Source organism: Bradyrhizobium sp. JR4.3 (genome assembly GCF_040547695.1).
Classification (GTDB): domain Bacteria; phylum Pseudomonadota; class Alphaproteobacteria; order Rhizobiales; family Xanthobacteraceae; genus Bradyrhizobium; species Bradyrhizobium canariense.
In genome coordinates this window covers 109,355-134,160 of sequence record NZ_JBEPQF010000003.1, presented here as the reverse complement: position 1 = coordinate 134,160, position 24,806 = coordinate 109,355, and the positions used below count along the sequence as shown (strand labels likewise).

Here is a 24,806-nt window from a genome sequence, read left to right as displayed (position 1 = left end):
CTCAAGGCCGAGCCCGCGTATCTCCAGAAGCCCGATTTCGACAGCCCATGTCCGCGACGCTTCCCCCGCCCCGCCTGCTGCCCAGTGGCGACAGCGCCGTCACGGTCGAGTTCAGCCGTACCATCGACGACGACGCGAACCAGCGCGTGCTGGCGCTCGACAAGGCGCTCGCAGCAAGCCCGATCGATGGCATCACCGAGTCCGTGCCGACCTATCGCTCGCTGCTGGTGCATTACGATCCCGGCAAGATCGGCTTCGACGCCCTTGGCGAAAAGCTGCTCGCGCTCGCCAGCCAGCCGCTGCCACCGGCCACTAAGGCGCGCCGCTGGCGCATTCCGGTCGCCTATGGCGGCGAGCACGGCATCGACCTCGAGGACGTCGCGAAGGCGCTGAATACCACACCCGACGACATCGTCGCGCGCCACGTCGCCGGCGACTACAAGGTTGCCATGATCGGCTTTACGCCGGGCTGGTCCTATCTCAGCGGGCTCGACAAATCCCTGCAGATGTCGCGGCGGCAGAATCCGCGGCTGCTGACGCCTGCCGGCACGATCTCGATCGGCGGCATCCAGGCTGGAATCCAGTGCCTGGCAGCGCCAAGCGGCTGGCACCTGCTCGGCCGCACGCCTGTGCGGACCTATCAGCTCCACCGCAATCCGACCTTTCTCACCGAACCCGGCGATCGCGTGACGTTTTTCGCCATCGACCACAAGACGTTCGAGGAACAGGACCGCGCCGCCGAGGCCGGCGAGATCATTGCCGAGCAGGTGATCGCATGAGCCGGCTCGTGATCGCCAGCATCGGGCCCGCAAGCTCGATCCAGGACGGCGGACGCCATGGCGCGCAACGCTATGGTCTGACGGTCAGCGGAGCGATGGACCGCCTCTCGCTCGCGGCAGCGAACACGCTTGTCGGCAACGAACCGTTTGCAGCCGCTGTCGAGGTCGGCCCGTTCGGCGCCTCGTTCACCGCGCGCGACGGTGCCGTGCGCGTCGCGATTTCAGGCGCGCCCCGCAACACGGACATCGCCGGCAGTCCGGTCGCCATGGACACATCGGTGACGCTGAAGGACGGCGAGACGCTGACGCTGGGTTTTGCTCGCGGCGGTGCGTTCACTTATCTGGCGATCGAAGGCGGGATCAAGGGCGAGCCGGTGTTCGGCAGTCTCGCGGTCAACGCCCGTGCCGGTCTCGGCAGCCCCTACCCGCGCCCGTTGCAGGCCGGCGACGAATTCACCGTCGATGCCGCAAGCGGTGCACCGGAACTGCGTATCGAATTGCCGAAGCCATCGAGCGGTCCGATCCGCGTACTGCTCGGACCGCAGGACGACGAATTCGACGACGCCAACAAGGCGCTGTTCCTCGACAGCGAGTGGAAGATCTCGGCGACGTCAGATCGCATGGGCTACCGGCTGGAAGGTCCCGCGATCAAGCATCTGCACGGCCACAACATCGTCTCCGACGGCACGGTCAACGGCAGCATCCAGGTGCCCGGCAACGGCGCACCGATCGCGCTGATGATGGATCGCGGCACCTCCGGCGGTTACCCGAAGATCGCGACCGTGATCACGGCCGATGTCGGCCGTCTCGCGCAGACCTCGGCAGGAACGGCGTTCCGCTTCAAGGCGGTCAGCATGGCCGAGGCGCAGGACGAGGCAAGGAAGTTTGCGCAATTGATCCGCAACCTGTCCGATCGCCTGCGCTCCGCCGACACCATCGCGCTCAACATCGAAGCGCTCAGCGACGCCAACGTCGCGGGCTATGCTGTCAGTGCCGTCGACGCCGGGACCTGGCAGGTTGCGGCCGAGCCGTAAACGACAACACGACCAGAGATGGAGAGCAGCCAATGAAGACGATCGATCTCAATTGCGATCTCGGCGAAGGTTTTGGCGCGTGGGAGATGGGCAACGATGCCGCGATGATCGAACTGGCGAGCTCGGTCAACGTCGCCTGCGGCTTCCACGCCGGCGATCCCGATATCATGCGCCGGACGGTCGAGCTGGCGAAAGCGCGCGGCGTCTCGGTCGGCGCGCATCCTGGATATCGCGACCTGCATGGCTTCGGCCGCCATCCGATCGCGGGCCTGAAGGCCTCCGAGATCGAGAACCTCGTCGCCTACCAGATTGGCGCGTTGCAGGCGATCGCGACCGCCGCCGGCCACAAGGTCACGCATGTGAAGGCGCATGGCGCGCTCTCCAACGTCGCCTGCGAGGACGAAATGACGGCGAAGGCGATCGCCGCCGGCATCAAGGCGGTCGACCCGAGCCTGATTTTCGTCGTGCTCGCCAATTCGAAGCTGGTGAAGGCCGGCGAAGCCGCCAATCTGCCGATGGTGCATGAGGTGTTCGCCGACCGCGCCTATGAGGACGACGGCAATCTCGTCTCGCGCAAGAAGGAGGGCGCGGTGCTGCATGACGCCAAGGCGATCGCCGACCGCGTGGTGCGCATGGTGCAGGACGGTGCGGTGGTTTCGGTCACGGGCAAGGTCATCAAGATGCGAACCGACACGGTGTGCATCCACGGGGATACGCCCGGCGCGGTCGAGATCGCGCGCGGTCTGCGGCAGGCTTTGAAGGACGCAGGGATCGAGGTCGCGCCGTTCAGGCGCGGGGCGTGAGGTTGGTCCGTAGGGTGGGTTAGCGAAGCGTAACCCACCATGGCTCAGCGCATGCGGAACGAAGTTGGTGGGTTACGCCTTCGGCTAACCCACCCTACGCGGGTCATCAGAACGGGTGCACCGAGAGCGTGCCGAACACGATGGCGGCGATGACCGCGAAGGCGCTGTACATCGCGGCATGATGCACACTCGCCCCGGTCCGCCGCGAGAGCGAGCGCGCGTAGAAGTGCAGCCTGGCTTCCGCCGATAGTTCGCGCATGGTCGATCTCCAACGCCCCATTTGGGGGATTATGAGGGATCAACCGGGGTGGCGGGCAAGAGACCCGCGCAAATAGCGATACAGGTTCTCTGAAAGCCTCGCATCGCAGGAGCAAATTCTTCCTACGCGCAGGTTCCGAGAATCTTATTCGTTCAAATCCGAGCCAGTTGGAACTGACTCGGATGACGGTGAGATGACAGCTAGTAGACGTCAGCCTGGAACCGGCCCGTCTTCTTGAGTTCGGCGACAAAACTGACGGCTTCGTCGGTCGATCGCGCCCCGAACTGGGCGACGATATCGACCAGCGCGCGCTCGACGTCCTTGGCCATGCGCTTGGCATCGCCGCAGATGTAGAGATGCGCCCCCTCGGCAAGCCACGTCCACAGCTCGCGGCCGACCTCGCGCATGCGGTCCTGCACGTAGAACTTCTTCTCGCCGTCGCGCGACCACGCCAGCGACATGCGCGTGAGCAGGCCCGAGGTCTTCATCGCGTTGAGCTCCTCCTGGTAGAAGAAGTCGCAATCGCTGCGCTGATGGCCGAAGAACAGCCAGTTCTTGCCGGGCGCGCCGGTCGCCTTGCGGTCGAACAGGAAGGCGCGGAACGGCGCAATGCCGGTGCCGGGGCCGACCATGATGATCGGCGTCTTCGGATCCTGCGGCAGACCGAAATTGTGCGCCTTCTGCACATAGACCTTGAGCTTCTCGCCTTCGGCGATGCGCTCGCCGAGGAAGGTCGAGGCGACGCCGATGCGCTTGCGCTTGCCGATCACGTAGCGCACGGAATCGACCGTCAGCGACAACTTTCCAGGCGTCGCATTGTGCGACGACGAGATCGAATAGAGCCGCGGCTGCAGCGGCTCCAGCGCCTCGACGAAGGCTTCAGGATGCGGCCGCGTGCCCGAGAACTTCTGCAGCGCCGCCATGACGTCGAGCGTGGCGGCATCGCCATCGGGATCCTCGCCCTGCGCCAGTGCCCGCGCCCTCTCGCGCTGCGCGCCGCCAGTGATGAAGGAGAGCAGTTCGAACAGCGTGTCGGGCGCCGGCGACAGCGAGACGTCGTCGATCAGCACCTCGCGCAGCGTCTTGCCATTGACCTTGGTGGTGTGGGACGCGCCGAGCAACGCGATGACCTGGTCGACGAGACCGAGCTCGTTGCGCGCGAACACGCCAAAACTGTCACCGACGACATAGTCGAGCTTGCTCTCGGAGAGATCGAACTCGACGTGATAGGTTTCCTTCTCGGACTTTCCCTTGTTGAGAAGACGGCGCGACAGGAAGGTCGCCGCAACAGGGTTGTCGCGCGAGCGGCCGGGCTCGGCGATCGTCACGGTCACGGCGGGGGCCGCCACAGCGTCTTGCTTGTCGCCGGCCTTTGCCGCCGGCGCCTTGTCCAGCTCTTCATGCAGTGACTTCAGCATCCGCGCGGTTTCCTTGCCGCCGGGGACGCAAAGGTTGAGCCGCGCTTCACTGCGGCTCGCGATCGCCTCCGAATAGTCGTGGCAATTGTAGCCGCACTGCCCGCAATCCTGCTGCGCCATCGCCGCCATCATCTTGCGCCGCACGGGACGGCCTTCGGCGAGTTTCATCCGATCGGCGATCGGCATGGTCTGGTCGTGCCACGGCGCTTCACCGTCATCACCATCACCGCCTTGCATGACAGCAGCGCCCTGCTCGGCCGACAGCGGCGTGGCCGCGTCAGGCGACAGCAGCCCGGCAAAGAAGCCGTTCAGCCAGGAGCGTTGCGCGTCGGAGAACGGGGCACTCGTGGGAATGATGTCTAGTTTGGGTGGAGGGCTGATCTGGTTCATGAAGACACCTCGGCATCGGCAAGCTTGCGCAGCGTCTCGCCGTCGTGGCGGCGCGCAAAGGACAGGAACGTCTCGTCGGGAGACGAGCGATGGGCGATATAGGCCTTGAGCAACCCTTCGACCGTCTTCGGCGCGTCTTCGGCCTTGAGGTCGTGGTAGACCTCCTGCCCGACGTCGGCGTCAGGACCGAACCCGCCGCCGGTGAAGAGATGATAGCCCTCGACAGTGTCCTCGTCGTTCACCGGCACGCGCGCCCCGATCAGGCCGATGTCGCTGATGTAGTGCTGGGCACAGGAATGGTGGCAGCCGGTGACGTGGATGTTGACTGGCTTGTCCATCTCGACGCGCGGCTCGCACCAGTCGCCGATCTCGGCAGCGTGGCGTTTGGTGTTGGAGGCGGCAAAGCGGCAACCGGCGTTGCCAGTGCAGGCGATCAGGCCGGCGCGGATATGCGAGGCCTCGACCGCAAGCCCAATCTGCTTGATCGCCGCGATGGCGAGTTCGACATTCTCGTCGCGCACCCCTGATATCAGCAGGTTTTGCCAGACGGTCAGACGGATCTCGCCGTCGCCGAGGTCCCGCGCCACCTTGGCGAGGCCCCGCATCTGATCGCAGCTGATCTTGCCGAGCGTCAGCGACACGCCGATCCAGTTCAAGCCGTTCTGCTTCTGCTTGTGCACGCCGATATGCGCCATGCGGTCCGCGGCCGGTCGCGGCGCAAACGCCTCTTCCGGCACGCGCGTGAATGGCGTCTTCAGCCGCTCTTCGACGAGCTTGAGGAAACCGTCATGGCCCATGGCGTCGAGCACGTATTTCAACCGCGCCTTGTTGCGGTTGGTGCGGTCGCCATGCTCGATGAAGACGCGCACGATGGCGTCGGCAACGGCGGTCGCGTTTTCAGGCTTCACGACGATGCCGGAATATTTGGCAAAGTCCTTGTGGCCGGTGATGCCGCCGAGGCCGAGGCGGAACCAGGTCCCGGGCTCGACGCCGAAGCCGTCCTTCACCTCGACCGCCGTGAAAGCGATGTCGTTGGTCTCCTCGAGCACGGCGATCCTGCCGGCACCGTCGAAGGCGACGTTGAACTTGCGCGGCAAGCCATACAACGAGCGATCGTTCAGGATGTGGTAGTGCCACTCGCGCGCATAAGGCCGTGTGTCGATCAGCTCCTGCGGATCGATGCCCGCCGTCGGCGTTCCCGTCACGTTGCGGATGTTGTCGGCGCCGGAGCCGCGCGAGCACAGGCCGAGGTCCTGAATGCCCTCGATCAGCTTCACGGCGTTCTTCGGCGGGATCTCGCGAAGCTGCAGATTGGCGCGCGTCGTGACGTGGCTGTAGGGACCGCACGTTTCATCGGCGAGATCGGCAAGGCCGGTCAGCTGCCAATGCTTCATGATGCCGTTCGGAATGCGCAGACGGCACATGTAGGAGTCCTGCGTCGGCGCGACGTAGAAGATGCCGTAATAGCGCCAGCGGAAATTGTCCGCCGGGCTCGGCGGCGTATTGTCGAGCGCCTGCTGGCGGAGACGCGGATACGCATCGAAGGGATGCTCGTCGCGCTTGACCTTCTCCTGGTCGGCGAGCTTCTTGCCCGCGGCGATGACCTTGTCCTGCGCCTTGATGTGCACGGCATCGGGACCGGTCGGCTCGGTGTTCGCCTTGCCGGCGCCGCCGCCGAGACCGCGACCGACGCGACTGATCTGCAGACCGGTCGTGAAGCCTTCGAGATAGCGTTTCTGGTCGTCGGTAAAGTCGACTGAGACGGTGTCGAGTTTCATGGTCAGTAACGAAGCTCCTGCGGCCACCTGGGTGGTATCGACGGAAAGTGCACGACCCGCGAGGAGCTCGGCTGGCTCGAGAGCCGGCTGTGCACCCAACGGTCCGATCAGCTTCGTTGCTGGGGACTGGCGCAGCAGGCATCTGTGACAGGCTGGCCGCACTGCAACATTCAAGTTGCGTGCCAGCTTCGACGAAATGAAAATGTGTGTCGTATCAGGTAATTAAGAGCGCCTTGGGGAACTCTTGGCTCTGGAACTCTTATGAAATTCGAGCAGTCGGCCTAAAATTTAGACTCGGATCTCCAGCGCTCAAAAACGATGCAGGCCCGAATCACACCTTCCAGCGACCCACCTCGAAGGCTTCGAGATGCCCCCGAATATTGGCGGGATCGAAGGCGGGGCCGGCGAATGCGCCGAATGCCGCGGGGGCTTGGGCGGGCGGCCGGCGACCGAGGGCGCCGTCGTAGAGGTCGGGCCTGAACACGGCCATGGCCGTCTTGACGCCGTCGGCCGTCAGCGTCGTCTGCCCCCAGCGAACCATCTGCGCATAAAGCCAGGCGGCCTGGACCGGATCGGGGCGCCCTGCTTCCTCGCGTCCCACCAGGAGGTAGCTGCCGCTCTCGCGAAAGGTGCCATCCGGCGAAATCTTGAGGCGCCCCGTGAGGGTGCGCTGAATGACTTCGGCATCGACACCGATCCGCTCCGGCTGCGCCAGGATCCGGGCCGCTTCGGTCCGGTTTTCCGGATGCTCGATGAACTCCGCGGCTTTCACCGCCGCGCGCACCAGGCTGGCGACCACGTCCGGATTCTTGTCGGCCCAGACCTGGCGGAGCGCCAGCACCTTCTCCGCCGCATGGGCCAGGATGTCGGAGACGAAATGCAGGATGTGGCCGATCCCGAGATCGACCGCGATCGAATTCCAGGGCGCGCCGACGCAGAACGCATCGACGTGCCCATTTGCGAGACTGTCGACCATATAGGGCGGCGGAAGCACCACCAGCCGCACGTCCTCGTCGGGATCGACGCCGGCCGCCGCCATCCAGAACCGCAATTGATAATTGTGGGTCGAGAACGGGAAGGTCATGCCGAAGGTCAACGGATCGGCCCCCGCTTTGCGCCGCTTGGCGACCACGCGCGCCAATGCTTTTGCCGTGGCGAGCGGATCGAAGCGGTCGCCGTCGATCTCCTCCATCAGCCCGGCATGAAGCGCCGGCGAGACTGTGATCGCGTTACCGTTGATGCCGAGATTGAAGGGCGCCGCAATCGGCACCTTGACATGCCCGAGACCGAGCGAGGACGCGATCGCGACGGGCGCGAGCAGGTGCGCGGCGTCGAACAAGCCGATGTTGAGCTTGTCGCGGACGTTGGACCAGGAGACCTCGCGGACCAGTTCGACCTCGAGCCCTTCGGCCGCGGCAAATCCCTTGTCGACGGCAACGATCAGCGCTGCGGCATCGACCAGCGGAATGAACCCGATGCGGAGGGGAGTGGTCATTTCAGCATCTCCGACGCGGTGATGATCGACTGGGCGATCTCGCCGATTTTCTTCTTCTCGCGCATCGCGGTGGAGCGCAGCAGCACATAGGCCTCGTCCTCGGTCAGGCCCTTCACCTTCATCAGGATGCCCTTGGCCTTCTCGATGACCTTGCGATCCTCGAGCTGCGACTTGGTACGCTCCAGTTCCTCCTGGAGTTTTGCGAAGGCATTGAAGCGCGACACGCAGAGGTCGAGGATCGGCTTGATGCGCTCCTTCCTCAGCCCGTCGACGATATAGGCGGAGACCCCCGCCTCGACCGAGGCCTGGATCGAGGATGAATCGCTCTGGTCGACGAACATCGCGATCGGCCGCTTCACGGCGCGGCTGACCTGGAACATCGCTTCCAGCACGTCGCGACTGGGGTTTTCCAGATCGATCAGGATGATATCAGGATCGACCGCATAAATACGGGCGAGCAGGCTCTGCATCTCGCGGATATGGACGATCTGCGTGAATCCGGCCTCCCGCAACCCTTCTTCGAGGATCGCAGCCCGGATCGGGCTTTCATCGACGATCACGATTTTGGGCGACTGTTCGGCGCTCATTGCTCACTCACCACCAGTGATTCATCCATAGCATGCCCGCCGGCCATGCAAAGGGTTGTAATTATGGGCAATTGGGACTAGCTCAACCCTGTCAATCAGGCAGATTTGGATATGGATCAGACGGCTGCGCCGAAGGTCAGCTTCGTGTCGCTCGGGTGCCCCAAGGCTTTGGTGGATTCCGAGCGCATCATCACGCGCCTGCGCGCCGAGGGCTATGAGCTCGCCCGCAAGCATGACGGGGCCGACATCGTCATCGTCAACACCTGCGGCTTCCTCGACAGCGCCAAGCAGGAATCGCTCTCGGCGATCGGCGAGGCCATGGCCGAGAACGGCAAGGTGATCGTGACCGGTTGCATGGGCGCGGAACCCGAGCAGATCGAGCAGGCCTATCCCGGCGTGCTCTCCATCACCGGCCCGCAGCAATATGAGAGCGTGCTGGACGCCGTGCATCGCGCGCTGCCGCCCGCCCACAATCCGCATCTCGATCTGGTGCCGCCGCAGGGCATCAAGCTGACGCCGCGGCACTACGCCTATTTGAAAATCTCCGAGGGCTGCAACAACCGCTGCACCTTCTGCATCATTCCGAAGCTGCGCGGCGACCTGGTCTCGCGTCCGGCCAACGACGTGCTGCGCGAGGCCGAGCGCCTGGTCGACGCCGGCGTCAAGGAGCTGCTGGTGATCTCGCAGGACACCTCGGCCTACGGCGCCGATCTGAAATACGCCGAGAGCCCGTGGAAGGATCGCCAGGTCCGCGCCAAATTTATCGACCTCGCGCGCGAGCTCGGCGAATTAGGGGCCTGGGTCCGCTTGCAATATGTCTACCCCTACCCGCATGTCGACGAGGTCATCGCGCTGATGAACGAGGGCAAGGTGCTGCCCTATCTCGACATCCCGTTCCAGCACGCAAGCCCCGAGGTGCTGAAGGCGATGAAGCGCCCGGCGGCGCAGGACAAGACGCTGGCGCGGATCAAGCGTTGGCGCGAGCAATGTCCCGATCTCGCGTTGCGCTCGACCTTCATCGTCGGTTTCCCCGGCGAAACCGACGCGGACTTTGCCTATCTGCTCGACTGGCTGGACGAAGCCGAGATCGATCGGCTCGGCTGCTTCAAATACGAGCCGGTCGCCGGCGCGACCGCGAACGCGATCGAGAACCCCGTGCCGGAAGAGATCAAGCAGGAGCGCTACAACGCGTTGATGGCGCGACAGCAGAAGATTTCTGCGCGCCGGCTGAAGCGCAAGGTCGGCACGCGCCAGCAGGTCATCATCGACGAGGTCGGCCCGACCGTCTCAAAGGGCCGATCCAAGGCCGACGCGCCGGAGATCGACGGCGCCGTCTACCTGTCGAGCCGCCGGCCCTTGCGCGTCGGCGAGATCGTCACCGCCAAGATCGAGCGCGCCGACCAATACGACCTGCACGGCAGCGTCGCGGGATTCTGATCTTCCGCTGTCGCGGTCAGTGCAGCGACGAACTCTCCGCTCCCTCTCCCGCAAGCGGGAGAGGGAGCGGGCCGTCGCTAAGCTACGGCAACATCACGCCCGCCGTCCGCTTCTCCCGACGCCTGCTGTTCGTCACGTGCGGCGAACACTTCCTTGGCTGCGAACAGCCCGTTCAGCGCCGCCGGGAAGCCCGCATAGACGGCCATCTGCATGATGACCTCCACGATCTCGTCGCGAGACAGCCCGACGTTCAGACCCGCCTCGAGATGCACCTTGAGCTGAGGCGCGGCATTTCCGAGGGCCGTCAGCGCGGCGATCGTCGCGATCTCGCGATCGCGCAGGCCGAGGCCCGGGCGGCAGTAAATGTCGCCGAACGGAAACTCGATCACGTATCGTGCGAAATCCGGAGCAATGTCGGCGAGTGAGGCGACGACCGCTTCACCAGCTCTGCCGTCAATGCGTAACAGGGCCCGCTGGCCGCGATCGAAGCGGCTTTCGTCTTGTGTTGAGGCGTGCGTCATTTTCCTTCATCCTCTGTTCATCGCTGGCATAGCCGGCGATCTTCGTATCAAGGACGAGCAGGCATTCCTGGAGTTCGGCAATCTGCGTGCGCACCTGTTCCCGGTGGACTTCAAGGATCTGCCGCCGGCTTGTGCCGGTAGCGTCGCCTTCGTCGCGAAGCGCCGCGTAACGCAACATGTCCCGGATCGGCATTCCCGTGGTCTTGAGCCGACCGAGGAATTCGATCCATGTGAGGATCGATGCGTCAAAGTCACGCTGGCCGGAGCGATCCCGGTCGGCGTATGGCAGCAGCCCGATGCGCTCGTAGTAGCGCAGCGTGTGCGTCGACAGGCCGGTTCGTTTTGCGAGGTCGCCGATCTTCATGTGTGCCCGTTCTCGTACTGACGCGCCTACAGATACCCCTTCGAGCGCGCTCTAAGTCAAGGGGGATCGGAGGTGCAAAGATTTCGGCGCGCCGGCGGGGCGGCAGCGTCGCGGCAATCCGGGCTTCAAGATCCCGCCAGCCATTTCGGCACCCAGCGCTCCGGCCGCGGCGCGCGGGCAAGATCGGCTTGCGCCTCGGACAGCTTCGCAGGCTCGCCGTCGATGCTCGGGCGCACATCGTATTCGAAGTTGGGCATGACGCGGCCGTCGGCATAAAGCCCGAAGTTCATCGCGTACCACAGCCCGAGCTCAGGCTGCGCGCGGCGCATCTCCTCGCGCAGATCGCGCAGCAGGGATTCGATCGCGGTGGCTTCCTCGAACGGCTGCGGCCCGCCCGTCAGCACACGCGCCTGGTATTGCCTGCCGACGATCGCGATCTCGAAGCTCGTCCTATCCCAGGGCTTCTTGCCCTTCGGTAGATGCGCGGCGAGGCGCCAGCCGAGTTCGGCCATCAAGCGATGATTGGCCCAGTAGTCTTCGCGATCCCGGCTCCATTTTTCCATGAAACCGCGAAAGTCGGGCAGCTCCGACGGATCGTCATCGGGCGCCGCCATCTCCCCGCTCAGCCGTCCGGTGAGCCATTGCGCAAGTTCGACCGTCTGGCATTCGACTTCGTCGTGCGGCTTCAGATCGCTCCAGGCCTTGTCGAATTGTTGCGACGTCAGTTTTGCGAGCAGGCCATCGAGGCTCGGTGCCAGCAGCTCGTAATCGCCCTCGGACCCAAGCCCCACGATCGGCGGATTGTCACGGTCGAGACCCGCGCCATACCAGCCGCCAACAGCCGAGCCATCCGGCAACCGCATGAACAGCGAAAACCTGTCGCGCAAGGGACTGCCGTCGACAATCGGAGCGTGATCGGAGAATTGGCCTTGCAAGGAGAAGCAGCCGACGCTGCCCCAGGGGCGCCCCTCCAACCAGCCGGCGAAGTCCAGCAACAGCGACGGCGCCTCGATGCCCGGCGGGAACGCGCCGCGAATGCTGTCGAGGTCGATCGGATAAGGCGTGTCAGACAAGGCTTTAAACTATCTGGTTGGTCCCGCCCCTCTTGGTCAGAACCGTCATGCGTTCGGTTCGAGCCAATTCGCGTACGTCGATCACAAACGCGCTAGAGACGTAATGGTTGCTAGGCGCGCATCTCTCTCCTGCCCCATGCACGCTGCGCGAGTGGTCTGTAAAGCGCCCGCTTGACAAGCCCCGCCATTCACATGTATTGCCGCGTCCCATGATCAACGCTCGGACCCATCAGCGCACCGAAATGCTCCGCCGTCGCTTCCGCGACGATGAGAGGGTGCGCCATGTCCGACGACGCCGCTGAAGCACTGACTTCAGCTTAAGTCTTCGAGAAGGCCGCACCCGCAAGGTGCGGCCTTTTTGCTGTTCGCGCGCCCTTTCCCCCCGCCTCCAGAGGAGTTCGACATGACCAACGTCACCCATCCGTATGACGCGTTGATGGACATCACCGCTCGGCCCAAGGCCGTGTTCGTCCGCGGCGCCGGCTCCTACCTCTGGGACGACAACCGCAAGCGCTATCTCGATTTCGTGCAGGGCTGGGCCGTCAACTGCCTCGGCCACTCCCCGCCCGCGATCGCCGACGCGCTTGCCGCGCAGGCCAAGCGGCTGCTGACGCCAAGCCCGGCCTTCTACAACGAGCCCAGCCTGAAGCTCGCGCAGGCACTGGTCGCAAACAGCGCGTTCGACCAGGTGTTCTTTGCCAATTCCGGTGCGGAAGCCAACGAGGGCGCGATCAAGCTCGCGCGCAAATATGGCAGCATCCACAGAGGTGGCGCATTCGAGATCATCAGCTTCGAAGGCGGCTTTCACGGCCGCACGCTGGCGACGATGTCGGCCTCAGGCAAGAAGGCCTTTGAGCCGCTGTTCGAGCCGAAGGTCGCCGGCTTCAAGAAGGCGAAGCTCAACGACATCGCGTCGGTCGAAAAGCTGATCAACGACAACACCGTCGCTGTGATGCTCGAGCCTATCCAGGGTGAATCAGGCGTGTGGCCGGCGACCGATCAGTTCTTGCAGGAGTTGCGCGCGCTCACCGACGCACACGGCCTCCTCCTGATCTTCGACGAAATCCAGACCGGCATGGGCCGGACCGGCAAGCTCTTCCACTACGAGCACACCGGCATCGCGCCCGACATCATGACGCTCGGCAAGGGCATCGGCGGCGGCGTGCCGCTCGCGGCGCTGCTCGCGACCGACCGCGCCGCCTGCTTCGAGCACGGCGACCAGGGTGGCACGTTCAACGGCAACCCGATCATGTGCGCGGTGGGGCTCGCGGTGCTCGACGAGGTCAACAAGCCGGAGTTCCTGAAGACGGCGACCGAAACCGGGCTGCTGCTCGAAAGCGAATTGCAGAAGGTCTCGGCGCGGCATGGGCTCGGCGAAGTGCGTGGCCGCGGCCTCCTGCGCGCGCTCGACCTCAAGCTGCCGATCGCGCCCGGCATAGTCGCGCAGGCGTTCGAGGCCGGCGTGCTGCTGAACGCGCCGCAGGTCGACACGTTGCGCTTCATGCCGGCGCTGAACGTCACGCGGGCCGAGATCGCCGAGATGATCGATTGTCTGGACGGGATTTTGACCAGGGCAGGCGCGGCACGGCGCGTGGCGTGACGCGTTCGTCGTTGCGAGGAGCGAAGCGACGAAGCAATCCAGACTGCCTCAATGGAAAGATTCTGGATTGCTTCGCTTCGCTCGCAATGACGGCGAGCTACGGCTTCAAGATCGACGCGCCGGTGGTCTTGCGGCTTTCGAGATCGATATGCGCCTTGGCGGCGTCCTTGAGCGCGTAGGCATGGTTGATCGGCACGTGCAGCTTGCCGTTGATGACGGCGGCGAACAGCGTGTCGGCGCCTTCCAGCAATTCCTTGCGCGTGCCGATATAGTCGTTGAGCTTGGGCCGGGTCGCAAACAGCGAGCCGTGAGTGTTGAGCTCGGCGATCGAGAATGGCGGCACCGGGCCTGAGGCATTGCCGAAGGAGACGAACATCCCGCGCGGCTTCAGGCAGGACAGCGAGCCCGGGAACGTCGCCTTGCCGACACCGTCATAAACCACGTCGCAGCCCTCGTTGCGGCTGATCTGTTTGACGCGCGCGACGAAGTCTTCCTCGTTGTAGAGGATGACATGGTCGCAGCCATTGGCCTCGGCAAGCGCAGCCTTCTCGCGCGAGCCGACGGTACCGATAACGTGGGCGCCCATTGCCCTCGCCCATTGGCAGGCGAGCAGGCCGATGCCGCCCGCCGCGGCATGGATCAGCACGCGATGATGCGGCTCGACCTTGAAGGTCTTGTGCAGGAGATACCAGACCGTCAACCCCTTCAGCATCAGCACGGCGCCCTGCTCGTGGGTGATGTGGTCGGGCAGCTTGACCAGCCGCTCCCAGGGGATGTTGCGCTCCCCGGTATAGGCGCCGAGATTGTGGTAGTAGGCGACGCGGTCGCCCGGATGGAAATTCGTCACGCCCGGCCCGACTGCGAGAACCTCGCCCGAGGCCTCGTTGCCGGCGATGAAGGGCAGCCCCGGCGCCTTGTAGAGGCCGGTGCGGTAATAGACGTCGATGAAGTTCAGGCCGACGGCATGCTGGCGGATGCGCACCTCGCCGGGGCCCGGCGCCGGAACATCGACGCTCTCATAGACCAGGGCTTCGGGGCCTCCGACCTTGTGCACACGGACGGCTTTGGTCATCACCTGACCTCCTCTTCTGGCGGGCCAGCGAAAGACATCGCGCCCGCCTTGTCAACTCGACGCCGGCTGGAATGCCTAGACCGACGGCTTGGCCGTTTTCCTGCGGTTGCGTTTCGCCAGCACGTTGAAGAACTCGACCGCCGCCGAGAACGCAATCGCGAAATAGATGTAGCCGCGCGGGATGTGGAATTGGAATCCGTCCGCAACCAGCGCGACGCCGATCAGCACCAGGAAGGCCAGCGCCAGCATTTTCGTGGTCGGGTGCTCCGCGACGAATCGCGACACCGGCCCCGACGAAATGTACATGATCAGGCAGGCTATCACGACGGCCGCGATCATGATCTCGAGGTCCTGCGCCATGCCGATCGCGGTGATGATCGAGTCCAGCGAGAACACCATGTCGATGATCACGATCTGGACGATGACCCAGAAGAAAGCGTTACGAGGGGACTTTTCGTCGCCCTCGCCGTCATCGGCTTCGACCTCGCCATGAATCTCGTGCGTCGCCTTCGCGATCAGGAACAGGCCGCCGCCGATCAGGATGAGGTCGCGCCAGGAGAAGCCGTAACCCGAAAACGAAAACACCGGCGCGGTCAGGCCGATCAGCCAGACCAGGAGGCTGAGCAGGATGATGCGGAAGATCAGCGCCAGCGCCAGCCCGATCTGGCGGGCGCGGTGCGCCTGCTTCTCGGGAATGCGCGAGACGATCACCGACAGGAAGATGACGTTGTCGATGCCGAGTACGATCTCGAGCGCGGTCAAGGTGAGGAGCGCGGCCCAGGCTTCGGGGCTGGTCAACAGGTGCATCATGCGAAGGATCTTGTCAGCCGTATCAATGCGTCGCTAAAGCTGATCCAGAGCGCGATCGCGCAGAGCGCGACAGTCACGCCGGTGCCGACGCGAAAGTCCATCTGCAGCGTGTAGAAGGAGAGCAGAGCCCAGATCGCGATCAGCGACATCGTCAGCCAACGCAGCCGCACGACGCGCACGGGATGCAGCACGTGGAACGGCACGAAGGTCAGCACCACCAGGGCCGCGACCAGCAGCGTCGAGAGCAGCGGCGACCAGTGCAGCAGGAACAGATAGAACGCCGCCGCATTCCACAGCGCCGGAAAACCGCGGAAATGATTGTCCTCCGCCTTCATGCGCAGATCGGCGAAATATAATGCGCTGGTGACGATGATGGCGACGCCGAGCAAGGGTGCTGCGACCGGCAGCAGCAAGCCGCTGGCCACGATCGCATAGGCCGGCACGAAGACGTAGGTGACGAAATCGACCACGAGATCGAGCACGTCGCCCGACCAGTTCGGCTGCACGTCCTTGACGTTGAGCCGGCGCGCAATCGGCCCGTCGATCGCGTCGATGATGAGGGCGACGCCCAGCCATTGAAACATTGCCGCCCAGTGCTCGCGCACGGCCTCAAGCATCGCCAGCAGCGCGATCGCCGCACCGAACGCGGTGAAGATGTGCACCGAGAAGGCGGCGGCGCGGATCGCGGGCCTGGGCTTCAGGGAATCCTCTTGGCTGTCCATGGCTTCTGCTATCAGAATGACACCGGTTTGCACATAAGCCATTGCGGCGCCCGGTCGCACAATTCGTCATAAAATCAGGGAAATATCAGTGGGCTTGAATTTGCCGCGGGGCGTGTCAAATGTCGTTCCATGACAGATGCATCGACACTCTTTGACGCGGCCGTAATCGGCGGCGGACCGGCGGGACTTGGCGCGGCCATCGCATTGGCGCAGGCAGGCGCACGGACCGCACTGGTGGCGCGTCGCGTGCCCTATGCCGACAATCGCACCACGGCGCTACTCGGTGCCTCCGTCGATCTGCTGGAGAGCCTCGACGTCTGGCCGCGCTGCAAGGACAAGGCGGCCGCGCTTGAAATCATGCGGCTCGTCGACGACACCGGCCGGCTGTTTCGCAGCCCCGAGGTCCGGTTCTCCTGCCACGAAATCGGCCTCGATGCCTTCGGTTACAATATCGACAACCGCTCGCTGATGCTGGCGCTGGAGGCGCGCGCGGCCGAACTGCCCGATGTCGTCCGTTTCGACGACGAGGCCGAAACTGTCGTCATCGAAGCCGATGACGTCGCGATCCGCACCGCGGCTGCGCAATTTCTCTCGGCCCGCCTCGTGGTCGGCGCCGACGGCCGGCATTCGCTGTGCCGCCAAGCCTCCGGCATCGCGGTGACGCGGCGCGAGCTGACCCAGACGGCGCTGACCTTCAATGTCGGCCACGCGCGGCCCCATCGCAACGTCTCGACCGAGTTCCACACCCCGCATGGCCCTTGCGTGTTCGTGCCTCTGCCCGGCGATCGCTCCAGCGTCGTCTGGGTCTCGGCGCCTGCGGACGCAGAGCGACTTCGCGGCCTGAGCGACGAGGAATTGTCCGCCGCGATCGAGAAGCAGTCCCATTCGATCCTCGGACGCATGACGGTGGAGCCGGGCCGCCATTTGTTCCCGCTGGCGATCGAACGTCCAAAATCCTTTGGTCGCGACCGCATCGCGCTGGTCGGCGAAGCCGCCCATGTGGTTCCCCCGATCGGCGCCCAGGGCCTCAATCTCGGCCTTCGCGATGCCGCCGACATTGCGAGGCTCGCAGGCGAGGCCATCGCATCGGGCCAGGATCCCGGCGCGCCCGACGTGCTCAAGCGTTACGACCGGGCCCGGCGCCCGGACATCCTGAGCCGGACCTTTGCGATCGACATCGCCAACCGCTCACTGCTCAACGATTTCCTGCCGCTCCAGCCGGTCCGCGCGGTCGGCATGCACCTGCTCGGCGCGATCGGCCCGCTCCGGCGTTTTGCGATGCGCGAGGGGCTGACGCCGACTTGGCGGAAGTAACCGCCGCTCAAGGAAACGCCAGCCGCCCGGTCTGGATCGCCCACATCACGCTGGTCAGCGTGACAACGGATGCAAACGTCCCGAGGAGCACTGCGACGGAGGCGGATTCGATCCAGGCGTCGTTCTGCCGGGCGATGACGAACACGTTCAAAGCCGGCGGCAGCGAGGCCATCAGCACGGCGGTCGCGGCCCAGGGCTGCGCGAACGGGCCGAACGCCAGCATCAGGCCGAAAGCTGCGAGCGGGTGGATCAGGAGCTTGATCGCGATCACGCCCGGCACCTCCCACGGGACCCGATCGAACGGACGGAGCGCCACGGTCACGCCGAGCACGAACAGCGCGGTCGGGGCGGCTGCGTTCTGGAGGAAGGTGATGGTGCGATCGAGCGCGACCGGCATCTCGATATGCAGCGATGCGAAGGCCGCGCCAAAACAGGCCGACATGATCAACGGGTTCAGCACGATCTGCTTCAGCACGACGCCGAAGGCATGCACGATCGAGGGATGATCGCGGTCCGAGAGCTCAATCAGCAGCGGCACGATCGTGAACAGAAAGATGCTGTCGCAGCAGAAGATCAGCGCAGTCGGCGCCGAGGCCTTCGGCCCGAGCACGGCGAGCGCCAGGCCCGGTCCCATGTAGCCGATATTACCGTAGCCGCCCGAGAGCCCGGCAAGCGTCGCCTCGCGCAGTGTCAGCCGGCCGAGAACCTTGCCGATCACCAGCGCGAGTGTGAACGCCGCAACCGTCGACAGCGTGGTCGCGACCAGGAACGGCGGGTTGTTCAATTCCGAAAACGGCGTCTTCGACATGATCGCAAACAGCAGTGCCGGCAGCGACACATAGAGCAGGAAGAAGTTCATCCAGGCGAGGCCCGATTCCGGCAGCGATTTGACCTTGCCACAGGCGAATCCAACGAAGATCAAGCCGAAATAAGGTAGAGCCAGATTGAGGATATCGACCATTGATGAAGTGTTTTCTGAAGATTGGGGGGTTATCTGCCCCGCAACCGCGGGTTAATTCCAGATCAGGGCACTAGCATCGGCCACAATCCTGGTCTATCGACGGGGAATGATTAAAGCGCGGACCGCCAAATTCCAGATCGGACAGGTCGTGCGCCACCGGATCTTCTCGTTCCGGGGCGTGATCTTCGACATCGATCCGGAATTCAACAACACCGAGGAGTGGTGGCTGTCGATCCCCGAGGAGGTGCGGCCCCACAAGGACCAGCCGTTCTATCACCTGCTCGCGGAGAACTCGGAGTCGGAATACGTCGCCTATGTCTCCGAACAGAATCTCGTGCCGGACGATTCCGGCGAGCCGGTCCGGCATTCCCAGGTCGCCGAGATCTTCGTCAAGGACAAGACCGGCGGTTACCGCCCGCGGAATCCATCGCTGAACTGAGTTTCGCCGCCACCAACTGGCCAGCAAAAAAGGCGCTCGAACCGAGCGCCTTTTTCATGTGCGGGATTGATCGCTGATTACTTCTGTCCGGCCGGAGCGGCGCCAGGCGCTTGCTGCTGCTTCTTCTGCAGCTCTTCAGCCTTCTTCTGGAGCTCTTCCTGCAGCTTCCTCTGAGTTTCCTCGAACACCTTCGGATCGGTCGGCGGACCGTCATAGGCCTTCTGGAATTCGCCGGCGAGCGGCAGCGGCAGCGTCAGCGGCGCGCCGTTGGCATTGATCGCCTGAACAACGAGGTTCTGGCCCTTCTTCATGTTGTTGATGAACTCGGGCGTGGCTTCGTAGTCGGACATGCAGCCGTTCTGGAAGCAGATCACATACGGGCTCTGCAACGGCGGATTGTTGTCCACGATGATGCGGGTGCCGTGCACCAGCTGCATGCCGAGCGGCAGCGTCACGCGCAGGATCTTCTTCGGCTCGCCTTCGGGCTCGATGATGACGGCTGCGATGACCGGCTGGCCCGACTCGATACGGCCGTCCTTGCCGGTGAAGCAGACCTGCTTGGCGTTGGCGTCCTGGCCCTTGAGGCAGAACTTGGTCCAGGGGGCATAGATCAGCTGGATCTGCTGATCGGCCGGCTGGGCCGCGCCCTGCTGCGCCGGAGTGCCTTGGGCGGGTGCCGGTTGGGCGGGCGCCTGAGCGGCCGGCGCCGGCGCTTTTGGGGCAGCCTTCGGAGCGGCCTTCGGAGCCGCCTTGGGCGCGGGCGCGCCCGGAGCCGGCGCCTGAGCCTCGGCGGCAAACGGGACGGCCAACGCCGTCGCCGTCAACAAGGCGAGAAGTCGCCCGCGCGGCCGGACGGACGCGGCCAAGTAACGGAAATTCATTGCGGAAAACCCTTTCTAAACGGGAAGTGCCCGAACCGCTTCGACGCACCGAACCTGGCCGCCTTGGGCGCGGCTCTCTCCCCGTCAAATGAGGCGGATAAGTGACGGCTCGGCGCTCGTGCGCGATTGCGTGCCTTCTTAACGTGGCCGACGAAAAGATCAATGCCGACAAGCGTCTTTGGCCGCGCGCCAGCGTGCGCCCCCGGGAAAATCCCTGTGATAGGATTCAGGCCCGCGGTCCTCGAATCAACGTGTGCAGATGTTCATGTTCCAGCGCCTTCTCGAGGGCCGCCCTGAGGGTCTTTGCGTCGGCCTCTGCACCCTGGCTTTCGCCTTGGGGTTCTCGTTCGCCTTGGGGCTCCCGGCAAGCGGCGCGGGGGCCGAGGAGGCCCACGCCATCGCGATGCACGGCAAGCCGGCGATGCCTGCCGATTTCACCCACATGCCTTACGTCAATCCTGATGCCCCCAAAGGCGGCCGGCTGACCTGGGGCGTTCTTGGCACCTTCGACAGCCTCAATCCCTTCATCGTCAAGGGACTGGCCGTGCAGCAGATGCGGAACTACGTGATCGAGAGCCTGCTCGCGCGCGGCAATGACGAGCCGTTCACGCTCTACGGCCTGCTCGCCAGATCGGTCGAGACCGATGACGAGCGGAGCTTTGTCACGTTCCACATCGATCCCCGCGCCCGCTTCTCCGACGGCAAGCCGGTCCGCGCCGAGGACGTGCTGTTCTCCTGGCAGCTGCTGCGCGACCACGGCCGCCCCAACCACCGGCAATATTACGGCAAGGTCGCAAGCGCCGAGGCGCCGGATCCCCTCACCGTCCGCTTCGACCTTGCGGGGGCCAATGACCGCGAACTGCCGCTGATCCTCGGCTTGATGCCGATCCTGCCGAAACACGCGGTCGACGTCGCGGCTTTCGAGGAGACGACGCTGACGGGTCCGGTCGGCTCCGGCCCCTATCGCGTCACCGCGGTGAGGCCCGGTGCCAGCGTGACGCTCACCCGCAATCCCGACTATTGGGGCCGTGACCTCCCCATCAATCGCGGGCTCTACAATTTCGACGAGATCAGGCTCGACTATTTTCGCGAAGCCAACGGCCAGTTCGAGGCTTTCAAGCGCGGCCTCTATGATTTCCGCATCGAGCACGAGCCGCTGCGCTGGCACGACGGCTACGACTTTCCCGCGGCAAAGAATGGCGACGTGATCCGCGACACCTTCAAGCCGGGCGTGCCGCAACCTTCCGAATTTCTGGTGTTCAACACGAGGCGTCCCATCTTCGCCGACATCCGCATCCGCCAGGCCTTGACGCTGCTGTTCGACTTCGAGCTGGTCAACCGCAATTACTTCTTCAACCTCTACTCGCGCGTCGCCGGCTATTTTGCCGGCTCGGATCTGTCAGCGTATGGCCATCCCGCCGATGCGCGCGAGCGCGAGCTGCTCAAGCCGTTCGCCGCGCAGATCCCGCCTGACATCATGGACGGCAGCTACCGCCTGCCGGTGACCGACGGTTCGGGCCGCGACCGGACCACGCTGCGCGCGGCCCTGAAGCTATTGTCGGAGTCCGGCTACGATCTCGACGGCACCGTGCTGCGCAACCGCGCGACCAAGGCGCCCTTCACCTTCGAGATCCTGGTCACGACCCGCGACCAGGAACGCGTCGCGCTTGCGTTCCAGCGCGACCTCAGGCGCGCCGGCATCGAGCCGAGCGTGCGATCGGTCGATCCCGTGCAATTCGACCAGCGCCGGCTCGCGTACGAGTTCGACATGATCCAGAACCGCTGGGACCAGTCGCTGTCGCCCGGCAACGAGCAATATTTCTATTGGGGGAGCGCTGCCGCCGATAATCCCGGCACCCGCAACTACATGGGGGCCCGGGATCCCGCCGTCGATGCGATGATCGCCGCACTGCTGGAAGCCCGTGAACATACGGCTTTCGTGTCGGCGGTGCGGGCGCTCGATCGCGCTTTGATCTCCGGTTTCTACACAATCCCCCTGTTTAACGTATCCGAGCAATGGATCGCGCGCTGGAATCGGATAGAACCGCCAGAGGCCACCTCGCTGTCCGGCTATTTGCCGGAGACCTGGTGGTCGAAGGGGCAGCCGCAAGCTCGTCAAGCAAAGTGACGCCGTGAACCAGCCAGCCGTATCGCCGACGCTCGACACGCTGTTTCAGCGCACGCTGATGCGGCAGCCGCACGCGACTGCCCTGCTCGACCCGCTGAACAAGTTCCGCGTGACCGGGCACCAGCCGCGGCGGATGAGCTATGCCGAGGCAGACACGGCCATCGAGGCGCTGTCCGCCTATTTCGTCGAATCGGGCCTGCCGGCCAATTCCGTCATCGCCATCCAGCTGCCGAATACGGTCGAGTTCGTGCTCACCGTTCTCGCCGCCCATCGCGCCGGCCTCGTCGTTGCCGTGCTGCCGCTGCTCTGGCGCCATGCCGAACTGACCGCCGCTCTCAACCGCACCGCGGCGCGCGCCATCGTCACCATGAGTACGGTCGACGGCGTCAGCTATGCCGATCTCGCCATGCATGCGGCCGCGGAAGCCTTCTCGATTCGCCATGTCTGCGGCTTCGGCACCAACCTGCCCGAAGGCATGGCCTCGCTCGACGACGTGCAGGCCCGTCCGCCCGGCACCTCGCGCGCCGTGATTCAGGATGGCCGCAAGGCGGCGATGATCTCCTTCGACGTTACCGCGGAAGGCTTTCGTCCGGTGCCGCGACCGCATTTCAGCCTGATCGCCGGTGGGCTCGCGATGTCGCTGGAAGCCGACGTCAGGCAGGGCGCGACCGTGATGGCGGCGTTCACGCCGATGTCGTTCGCAGGGCTCGCCTCCTCGCTCGCGGTGTGGCTGCTGTGCGGCGGTACGCTGGCGCTGCATCATCCGTTCGAGAACGACGTGCTGGAGCAGCAGATCAACGCGCACGAATGCGACGTGCTGATCGCACCGGCGCAATTTGCCCAGCGGCTCGGCGATTCCGATCTGGCGGCGCGGATGCCGACCTTGCGCAACGTCATCGGCCTGTGGCGCGCGCCCGAGCAGGTGGCGGCGAGCGAGGCATGGATCGCGCCGCACGCGCCGTTCACGGACGTCTATCTGTTCGGCGAGGCCGGATTGTTCGGCGCCCGGCGTGGCGAGGACGGCATGCCGGTACCGGTGATGCCGGGACCGCACGGCGCGCCACGCGAGCAGTCGGGTTCATCGATCGCCGGCGAGATTCTGCTGACGCCGAAGGGCACGCTCGGCCTGCGCGGCCCGATGGTGCCGATCGCGGCCTACGCCCCGCCACAGCCGGCCGGCGACACCCTGATCGCGCAGCCGCCACGTGACTATGTCGATACCGGCTATGCCGCGCGGCTCGATCGTCCCAGCGGCGCGATCTGCATCACCGCGCCGCCCTCCGGGATCATGGCCGTCGGCGGCTACCGCTTCCTCTCCAACGATCTCCAGGAATGGGCCCGCCGGCTCGGCCAGGGCGCCCTGCTGACCGCGCTGCCCGACCGGCTCTCCGGTCACCGGCTCGCGGGCCGAGCCCAGGACAATGCCCGCGCCCGCGAGACGCTCAGTGAACTCGGGCTTAACCCCCTGATGGTCGAAGCTTTTCGCGACCGTTCCGGGCCGGTCTAAGCGTAGTTTCGACCGTTCCATTGACGCTGCATTAAGGCGGCCGGACTAGATTGCGCAGCACCTGTTGCGTGACCAGAGTTTCTCGATGTCCCAGGCCGGCCCGATCCTGTTTGTGTCCAATGGCGAGCGGCCGGCCTTCATCGCGGCGCTGGACGAGGCGCGATTCTTCCCCGTGATCGACACCGGCTGGGCCGGCGCGACGCGCGCGGTCGAAGAGGTGCAGCCGGCCGTTGTTCTCGCCGCGATGGATGCCGGGCACGAGCCGCATCTGGCGCTGCTCGCCAGGAAGATCGCCGAGCAATCGCCTTACCTTCCCTTCGTGGCGTTGGATGCGGCGGGCGCGCTCCCGCACAACGCCCTGCCTTTCTCCTCCTCGCGCGCCGGCCATTCCGAACGCCTGATCGCGCGGCTTCGCGCCGCGCTACGGATTCGCACGCTTCATGCCACGGTGCTGCGCCGGCTGCCCGAGGTGAAAGTCGCGCTGCCGGACGCTGATCCCGTTCGCGATGCTACGGTGCTTCTGATCGGTCGCGGCGCGGCTTACCCCGCGCTTTCCGTTGCGCTAGGCGAGCGTATTGGCGTCGTCGGCGCGCTCTCGATCGAGGCCGCGGCCAAGCATCTCAACACCCGCGACCTCGACGGCGTCGTGCTCGCCGAAGGTTTTACCGCCCGCGTGACCGATGCCTTCCTCACGGTGCTCGCCGAGGACACTCGCTTCCGCAGCCTGCCCGTGGTCGTCACCGCGCATCAATTGACGCAGACTTACGACCTGCCCAATCTCGAGCTGATCCCGGGCGAGCCGGCGAAAGTCGCCGCCAATGCGCTGCCCTTGATCCGCCAGCACGCGATGGAAGCCCAGCTGAGCCGCACGCTGCGCTCGATCGATGCCGGCGGCTGGCTCGACCCGCGCAGCGGCCTGCTCACGGTAGAAGCTTTTGCGCGCGATTTTGCCAAGGCGGTCGAGCAGACGCTGGCTCGTGGCGGCGGCCTCTCGGTCGCACGCTTCGCCTTCGATCCCGGCAATTCCCGAGCCCAGCTCGATGCCGCGCGCATTCTCAGCAGGCTGATGCGGCAGATGGATTTTGGCGTGGCGCAGAAGGACGGTTCGGTCATCGTCGTGTTCGCGGAGACCGACTTCCGCACCGCCCATATGATCGCCCGCCGCCTCTCCGCGGTGATGCGGCACACCTCGAACGGCAAGCACGAGATGCGCAGCGATCCCGTCGTCAGCGTGGACTCCCTGTCGCCGTCGGACACGGCGCGGTCGCTGCTCGGGCGACTGTCGGCCGAGGCGTCGCGGGCGGCGTCGTAGTTTCTTCAAGCTGCTGCAACAAACACCGTCATTGCGCGCGCAGCGAAGCAATCCAGAATCTCTCCGCGGGGAACAGTCTGGATTGCTTCGCTTCGCTGCGCTCGCAATGACGTGGTGAGACC

Annotated in this window: 23 protein-coding genes; 10 read left to right on the top strand and 13 right to left on the bottom strand. The window is 64.9% G+C overall.

What is annotated here, in order from left to right; translation table 11 throughout:
* Positions 1-47 precede the first annotated feature (47 nt).
* Genes pxpB through ABIB91_RS06540 form a run of 3 tightly spaced genes read left to right on the top strand, consistent with a single transcriptional unit; the run spans position 48 to position 2,616 of the window.
* Positions 48-779 (top strand): 5-oxoprolinase subunit PxpB, encoded by a 732-nt coding sequence (gene pxpB, locus ABIB91_RS06550; RefSeq protein WP_354160798.1) that lies wholly within the window; start codon positions 48-50, stop codon positions 777-779.
* Positions 776-1,813, top strand: a complete 1,038-nt coding sequence (locus tag ABIB91_RS06545; RefSeq protein WP_354160800.1) for a 5-oxoprolinase subunit C family protein — start codon at positions 776-778, stop codon at positions 1,811-1,813. The genes pxpB and ABIB91_RS06545 overlap by 4 nt, the downstream gene beginning before the upstream one ends.
* Positions 1,814-1,845: 32 nt before the next feature.
* Positions 1,846-2,616, top strand: coding sequence for a LamB/YcsF family protein (locus tag ABIB91_RS06540; RefSeq protein WP_354160802.1), 771 nt, complete (start codon positions 1,846-1,848; stop codon positions 2,614-2,616).
* Between the two features lie 106 nt (positions 2,617-2,722).
* Here ABIB91_RS06540 and ABIB91_RS06535 read toward each other — a convergent pair whose 3' ends face one another.
* From ABIB91_RS06535 to ABIB91_RS06515, 5 genes are all read right to left on the bottom strand, one after another.
* Positions 2,723-2,875, bottom strand: coding sequence for a hypothetical protein (locus ABIB91_RS06535; protein WP_007590908.1), 153 nt, complete (start codon positions 2,873-2,875; stop codon positions 2,723-2,725).
* Between the two features lie 200 nt (positions 2,876-3,075).
* Positions 3,076-4,683, bottom strand: a complete 1,608-nt coding sequence (locus ABIB91_RS06530; protein WP_354160804.1) for a sulfite reductase subunit alpha — start codon at positions 4,681-4,683, stop codon at positions 3,076-3,078.
* Positions 4,680-6,461 (bottom strand): NirA family protein, encoded by a 1,782-nt coding sequence (locus ABIB91_RS06525; protein WP_354160806.1) that lies wholly within the window; start codon positions 6,459-6,461, stop codon positions 4,680-4,682. Before ABIB91_RS06525 ends, ABIB91_RS06530 begins: the two co-directional genes overlap by 4 nt.
* A gap of 331 nt (positions 6,462-6,792) precedes the next feature.
* Positions 6,793-7,956: a CmpA/NrtA family ABC transporter substrate-binding protein gene (locus tag ABIB91_RS06520; RefSeq protein WP_354160808.1), complete on the bottom strand. Its 1,164-nt coding sequence runs from the start codon at positions 7,954-7,956 to the stop codon at positions 6,793-6,795.
* On the bottom strand, positions 7,953-8,543 hold the full coding sequence (locus ABIB91_RS06515; protein ID WP_007590901.1) for an ANTAR domain-containing response regulator: 591 nt from the start codon (positions 8,541-8,543) through the stop codon (positions 7,953-7,955). Before ABIB91_RS06515 ends, ABIB91_RS06520 begins: the two co-directional genes overlap by 4 nt.
* Before the next feature lie 111 nt (positions 8,544-8,654).
* Between ABIB91_RS06515 and rimO the strand changes: the two genes are divergently transcribed.
* Complete coding sequence (gene rimO / locus ABIB91_RS06510; protein WP_354160810.1) at positions 8,655-9,980, top strand: 30S ribosomal protein S12 methylthiotransferase RimO; 1,326 nt, start codon at positions 8,655-8,657, stop codon at positions 9,978-9,980.
* Between the two features lie 77 nt (positions 9,981-10,057).
* On the opposite strand, the gene ABIB91_RS06505 is transcribed toward rimO, so the two are convergent.
* The 3 genes from ABIB91_RS06505 to ABIB91_RS06495 form a co-directional block, all read right to left on the bottom strand.
* Complete coding sequence (locus ABIB91_RS06505; RefSeq protein WP_354160812.1) at positions 10,058-10,501, bottom strand: carboxymuconolactone decarboxylase family protein; 444 nt, start codon at positions 10,499-10,501, stop codon at positions 10,058-10,060.
* Positions 10,434-10,865 carry a MerR family transcriptional regulator gene (locus ABIB91_RS06500; RefSeq protein ID WP_354160814.1) on the bottom strand — a complete coding sequence of 144 codons (432 nt, stop codon included), beginning with the start codon at positions 10,863-10,865 and terminating at the stop codon, positions 10,434-10,436. The genes ABIB91_RS06505 and ABIB91_RS06500 overlap by 68 nt, the downstream gene beginning before the upstream one ends.
* Before the next feature lie 125 nt (positions 10,866-10,990).
* On the bottom strand, positions 10,991-11,938 hold the full coding sequence (locus tag ABIB91_RS06495; RefSeq protein ID WP_354160815.1) for a hypothetical protein: 948 nt from the start codon (positions 11,936-11,938) through the stop codon (positions 10,991-10,993).
* 403 nt (positions 11,939-12,341) lie between these two features.
* Between ABIB91_RS06495 and ABIB91_RS06490 the strand changes: the two genes are divergently transcribed.
* A complete protein-coding gene (locus ABIB91_RS06490; protein ID WP_354160817.1) occupies positions 12,342-13,538 on the top strand; it encodes an acetylornithine transaminase in 1,197 nt (398 codons plus the stop codon).
* 97 nt (positions 13,539-13,635) lie between these two features.
* Here ABIB91_RS06490 and ABIB91_RS06485 read toward each other — a convergent pair whose 3' ends face one another.
* The 3 genes from ABIB91_RS06485 to pcsA form a co-directional block, all read right to left on the bottom strand.
* Positions 13,636-14,610 (bottom strand): quinone oxidoreductase family protein, encoded by a 975-nt coding sequence (locus tag ABIB91_RS06485; protein ID WP_007590887.1) that lies wholly within the window; start codon positions 14,608-14,610, stop codon positions 13,636-13,638.
* A 75-nt stretch (positions 14,611-14,685) separates the two neighbouring features.
* Positions 14,686-15,420 (bottom strand): TerC family protein, encoded by a 735-nt coding sequence (locus ABIB91_RS06480; protein ID WP_219684363.1) that lies wholly within the window; start codon positions 15,418-15,420, stop codon positions 14,686-14,688.
* Positions 15,417-16,184: a phosphatidylcholine synthase gene (gene pcsA / locus ABIB91_RS06475; RefSeq protein ID WP_007590883.1), complete on the bottom strand. Its 768-nt coding sequence runs from the start codon at positions 16,182-16,184 to the stop codon at positions 15,417-15,419. Before pcsA ends, ABIB91_RS06480 begins: the two co-directional genes overlap by 4 nt.
* An 87-nt stretch (positions 16,185-16,271) precedes the next feature.
* On the opposite strand from pcsA, the gene ABIB91_RS06470 reads away from it, so the two are divergent.
* On the top strand, positions 16,272-17,456 hold the full coding sequence (locus tag ABIB91_RS06470; protein WP_354160820.1) for a UbiH/UbiF family hydroxylase: 1,185 nt from the start codon (positions 16,272-16,274) through the stop codon (positions 17,454-17,456).
* 7 nt (positions 17,457-17,463) lie between these two features.
* Here the strand turns inward: ABIB91_RS06470 and ABIB91_RS06465 are convergent, their stop codons facing one another.
* Positions 17,464-18,417, bottom strand: a complete 954-nt coding sequence (locus tag ABIB91_RS06465; RefSeq protein ID WP_354160822.1) for an AEC family transporter — start codon at positions 18,415-18,417, stop codon at positions 17,464-17,466.
* 106 nt (positions 18,418-18,523) lie between these two features.
* Here ABIB91_RS06465 and hspQ point away from each other — a divergent pair, with 106 nt between their 5' ends.
* Positions 18,524-18,856, top strand: a complete 333-nt coding sequence (gene hspQ, locus ABIB91_RS06460; RefSeq protein WP_007590865.1) for a heat shock protein HspQ — start codon at positions 18,524-18,526, stop codon at positions 18,854-18,856.
* A 77-nt stretch (positions 18,857-18,933) separates the two neighbouring features.
* On the opposite strand, the gene ABIB91_RS06455 is transcribed toward hspQ, so the two are convergent.
* On the bottom strand, positions 18,934-19,737 hold the full coding sequence (locus ABIB91_RS06455) for an invasion associated locus B family protein (protein ID WP_354160824.1): 804 nt from the start codon (positions 19,735-19,737) through the stop codon (positions 18,934-18,936).
* Positions 19,738-19,996: 259 nt separating this feature from the next.
* Here ABIB91_RS06455 and ABIB91_RS06450 point away from each other — a divergent pair, with 259 nt between their 5' ends.
* The 3 genes from ABIB91_RS06450 to ABIB91_RS06440 all read left to right on the top strand — a co-directional run bounded on the left by ABIB91_RS06450 (position 19,997) and on the right by ABIB91_RS06440 (position 24,684).
* Entirely contained in the window at positions 19,997-21,865 is a 1,869-nt protein-coding gene (locus ABIB91_RS06450; protein WP_354160963.1) for an extracellular solute-binding protein, read from the top strand.
* Positions 21,866-21,869: 4 nt separating this feature from the next.
* Positions 21,870-23,372, top strand: a complete 1,503-nt coding sequence (locus ABIB91_RS06445) for an AMP-binding protein (protein ID WP_354160826.1) — start codon at positions 21,870-21,872, stop codon at positions 23,370-23,372.
* An 85-nt stretch (positions 23,373-23,457) separates the two neighbouring features.
* Entirely contained in the window at positions 23,458-24,684 is a 1,227-nt protein-coding gene (locus ABIB91_RS06440; RefSeq protein ID WP_354160828.1) for a GGDEF domain-containing protein, read from the top strand.
* Positions 24,685-24,806 lie beyond the last annotated feature (122 nt).

Bases quoted from the DNA above. Each gene is read 5' to 3' on its own strand.
- pxpB (WP_354160798.1), top strand. From the start codon at position 48: ATGTCCGCGACGCTTCCCCCGCCCCGCCTGCTGCCCAGTGGCGACAGC.
- ABIB91_RS06545 (WP_354160800.1), top strand. From the start codon at position 776: ATGAGCCGGCTCGTGATCGCCAGCATCGGGCCCGCAAGCTCGATCCAG.
- ABIB91_RS06540 (WP_354160802.1), top strand. From the start codon at position 1,846: ATGAAGACGATCGATCTCAATTGCGATCTCGGCGAAGGTTTTGGCGCG.
- ABIB91_RS06535 (WP_007590908.1), bottom strand. From the start codon at position 2,875: ATGCGCGAACTATCGGCGGAAGCCAGGCTGCACTTCTACGCGCGCTCG.
- ABIB91_RS06530 (WP_354160804.1), bottom strand. From the start codon at position 4,683: ATGAACCAGATCAGCCCTCCACCCAAACTAGACATCATTCCCACGAGT.
- ABIB91_RS06525 (WP_354160806.1), bottom strand. From the start codon at position 6,461: ATGAAACTCGACACCGTCTCAGTCGACTTTACCGACGACCAGAAACGC.
- ABIB91_RS06520 (WP_354160808.1), bottom strand. From the start codon at position 7,956: ATGACCACTCCCCTCCGCATCGGGTTCATTCCGCTGGTCGATGCCGCA.
- ABIB91_RS06515 (WP_007590901.1), bottom strand. From the start codon at position 8,543: ATGAGCGCCGAACAGTCGCCCAAAATCGTGATCGTCGATGAAAGCCCG.
- rimO (WP_354160810.1), top strand. From the start codon at position 8,655: ATGGATCAGACGGCTGCGCCGAAGGTCAGCTTCGTGTCGCTCGGGTGC.
- ABIB91_RS06505 (WP_354160812.1), bottom strand. From the start codon at position 10,501: ATGACGCACGCCTCAACACAAGACGAAAGCCGCTTCGATCGCGGCCAG.
- ABIB91_RS06500 (WP_354160814.1), bottom strand. From the start codon at position 10,865: ATGAAGATCGGCGACCTCGCAAAACGAACCGGCCTGTCGACGCACACG.
- ABIB91_RS06490 (WP_354160817.1), top strand. From the start codon at position 12,342: ATGACCAACGTCACCCATCCGTATGACGCGTTGATGGACATCACCGCT.
- ABIB91_RS06485 (WP_007590887.1), bottom strand. From the start codon at position 14,610: ATGACCAAAGCCGTCCGTGTGCACAAGGTCGGAGGCCCCGAAGCCCTG.
- ABIB91_RS06480 (WP_219684363.1), bottom strand. From the start codon at position 15,420: ATGATGCACCTGTTGACCAGCCCCGAAGCCTGGGCCGCGCTCCTCACC.
- pcsA (WP_007590883.1), bottom strand. From the start codon at position 16,184: ATGGCTTATGTGCAAACCGGTGTCATTCTGATAGCAGAAGCCATGGAC.
- ABIB91_RS06470 (WP_354160820.1), top strand. From the start codon at position 16,272: ATGACAGATGCATCGACACTCTTTGACGCGGCCGTAATCGGCGGCGGA.
- ABIB91_RS06465 (WP_354160822.1), bottom strand. From the start codon at position 18,417: ATGGTCGATATCCTCAATCTGGCTCTACCTTATTTCGGCTTGATCTTC.
- hspQ (WP_007590865.1), top strand. From the start codon at position 18,524: ATGATTAAAGCGCGGACCGCCAAATTCCAGATCGGACAGGTCGTGCGC.
- ABIB91_RS06455 (WP_354160824.1), bottom strand. From the start codon at position 19,737: ATGAATTTCCGTTACTTGGCCGCGTCCGTCCGGCCGCGCGGGCGACTT.
- ABIB91_RS06450 (WP_354160963.1), top strand. From the start codon at position 19,997: ATGTTCATGTTCCAGCGCCTTCTCGAGGGCCGCCCTGAGGGTCTTTGC.
- ABIB91_RS06440 (WP_354160828.1), top strand. From the start codon at position 23,458: ATGTCCCAGGCCGGCCCGATCCTGTTTGTGTCCAATGGCGAGCGGCCG.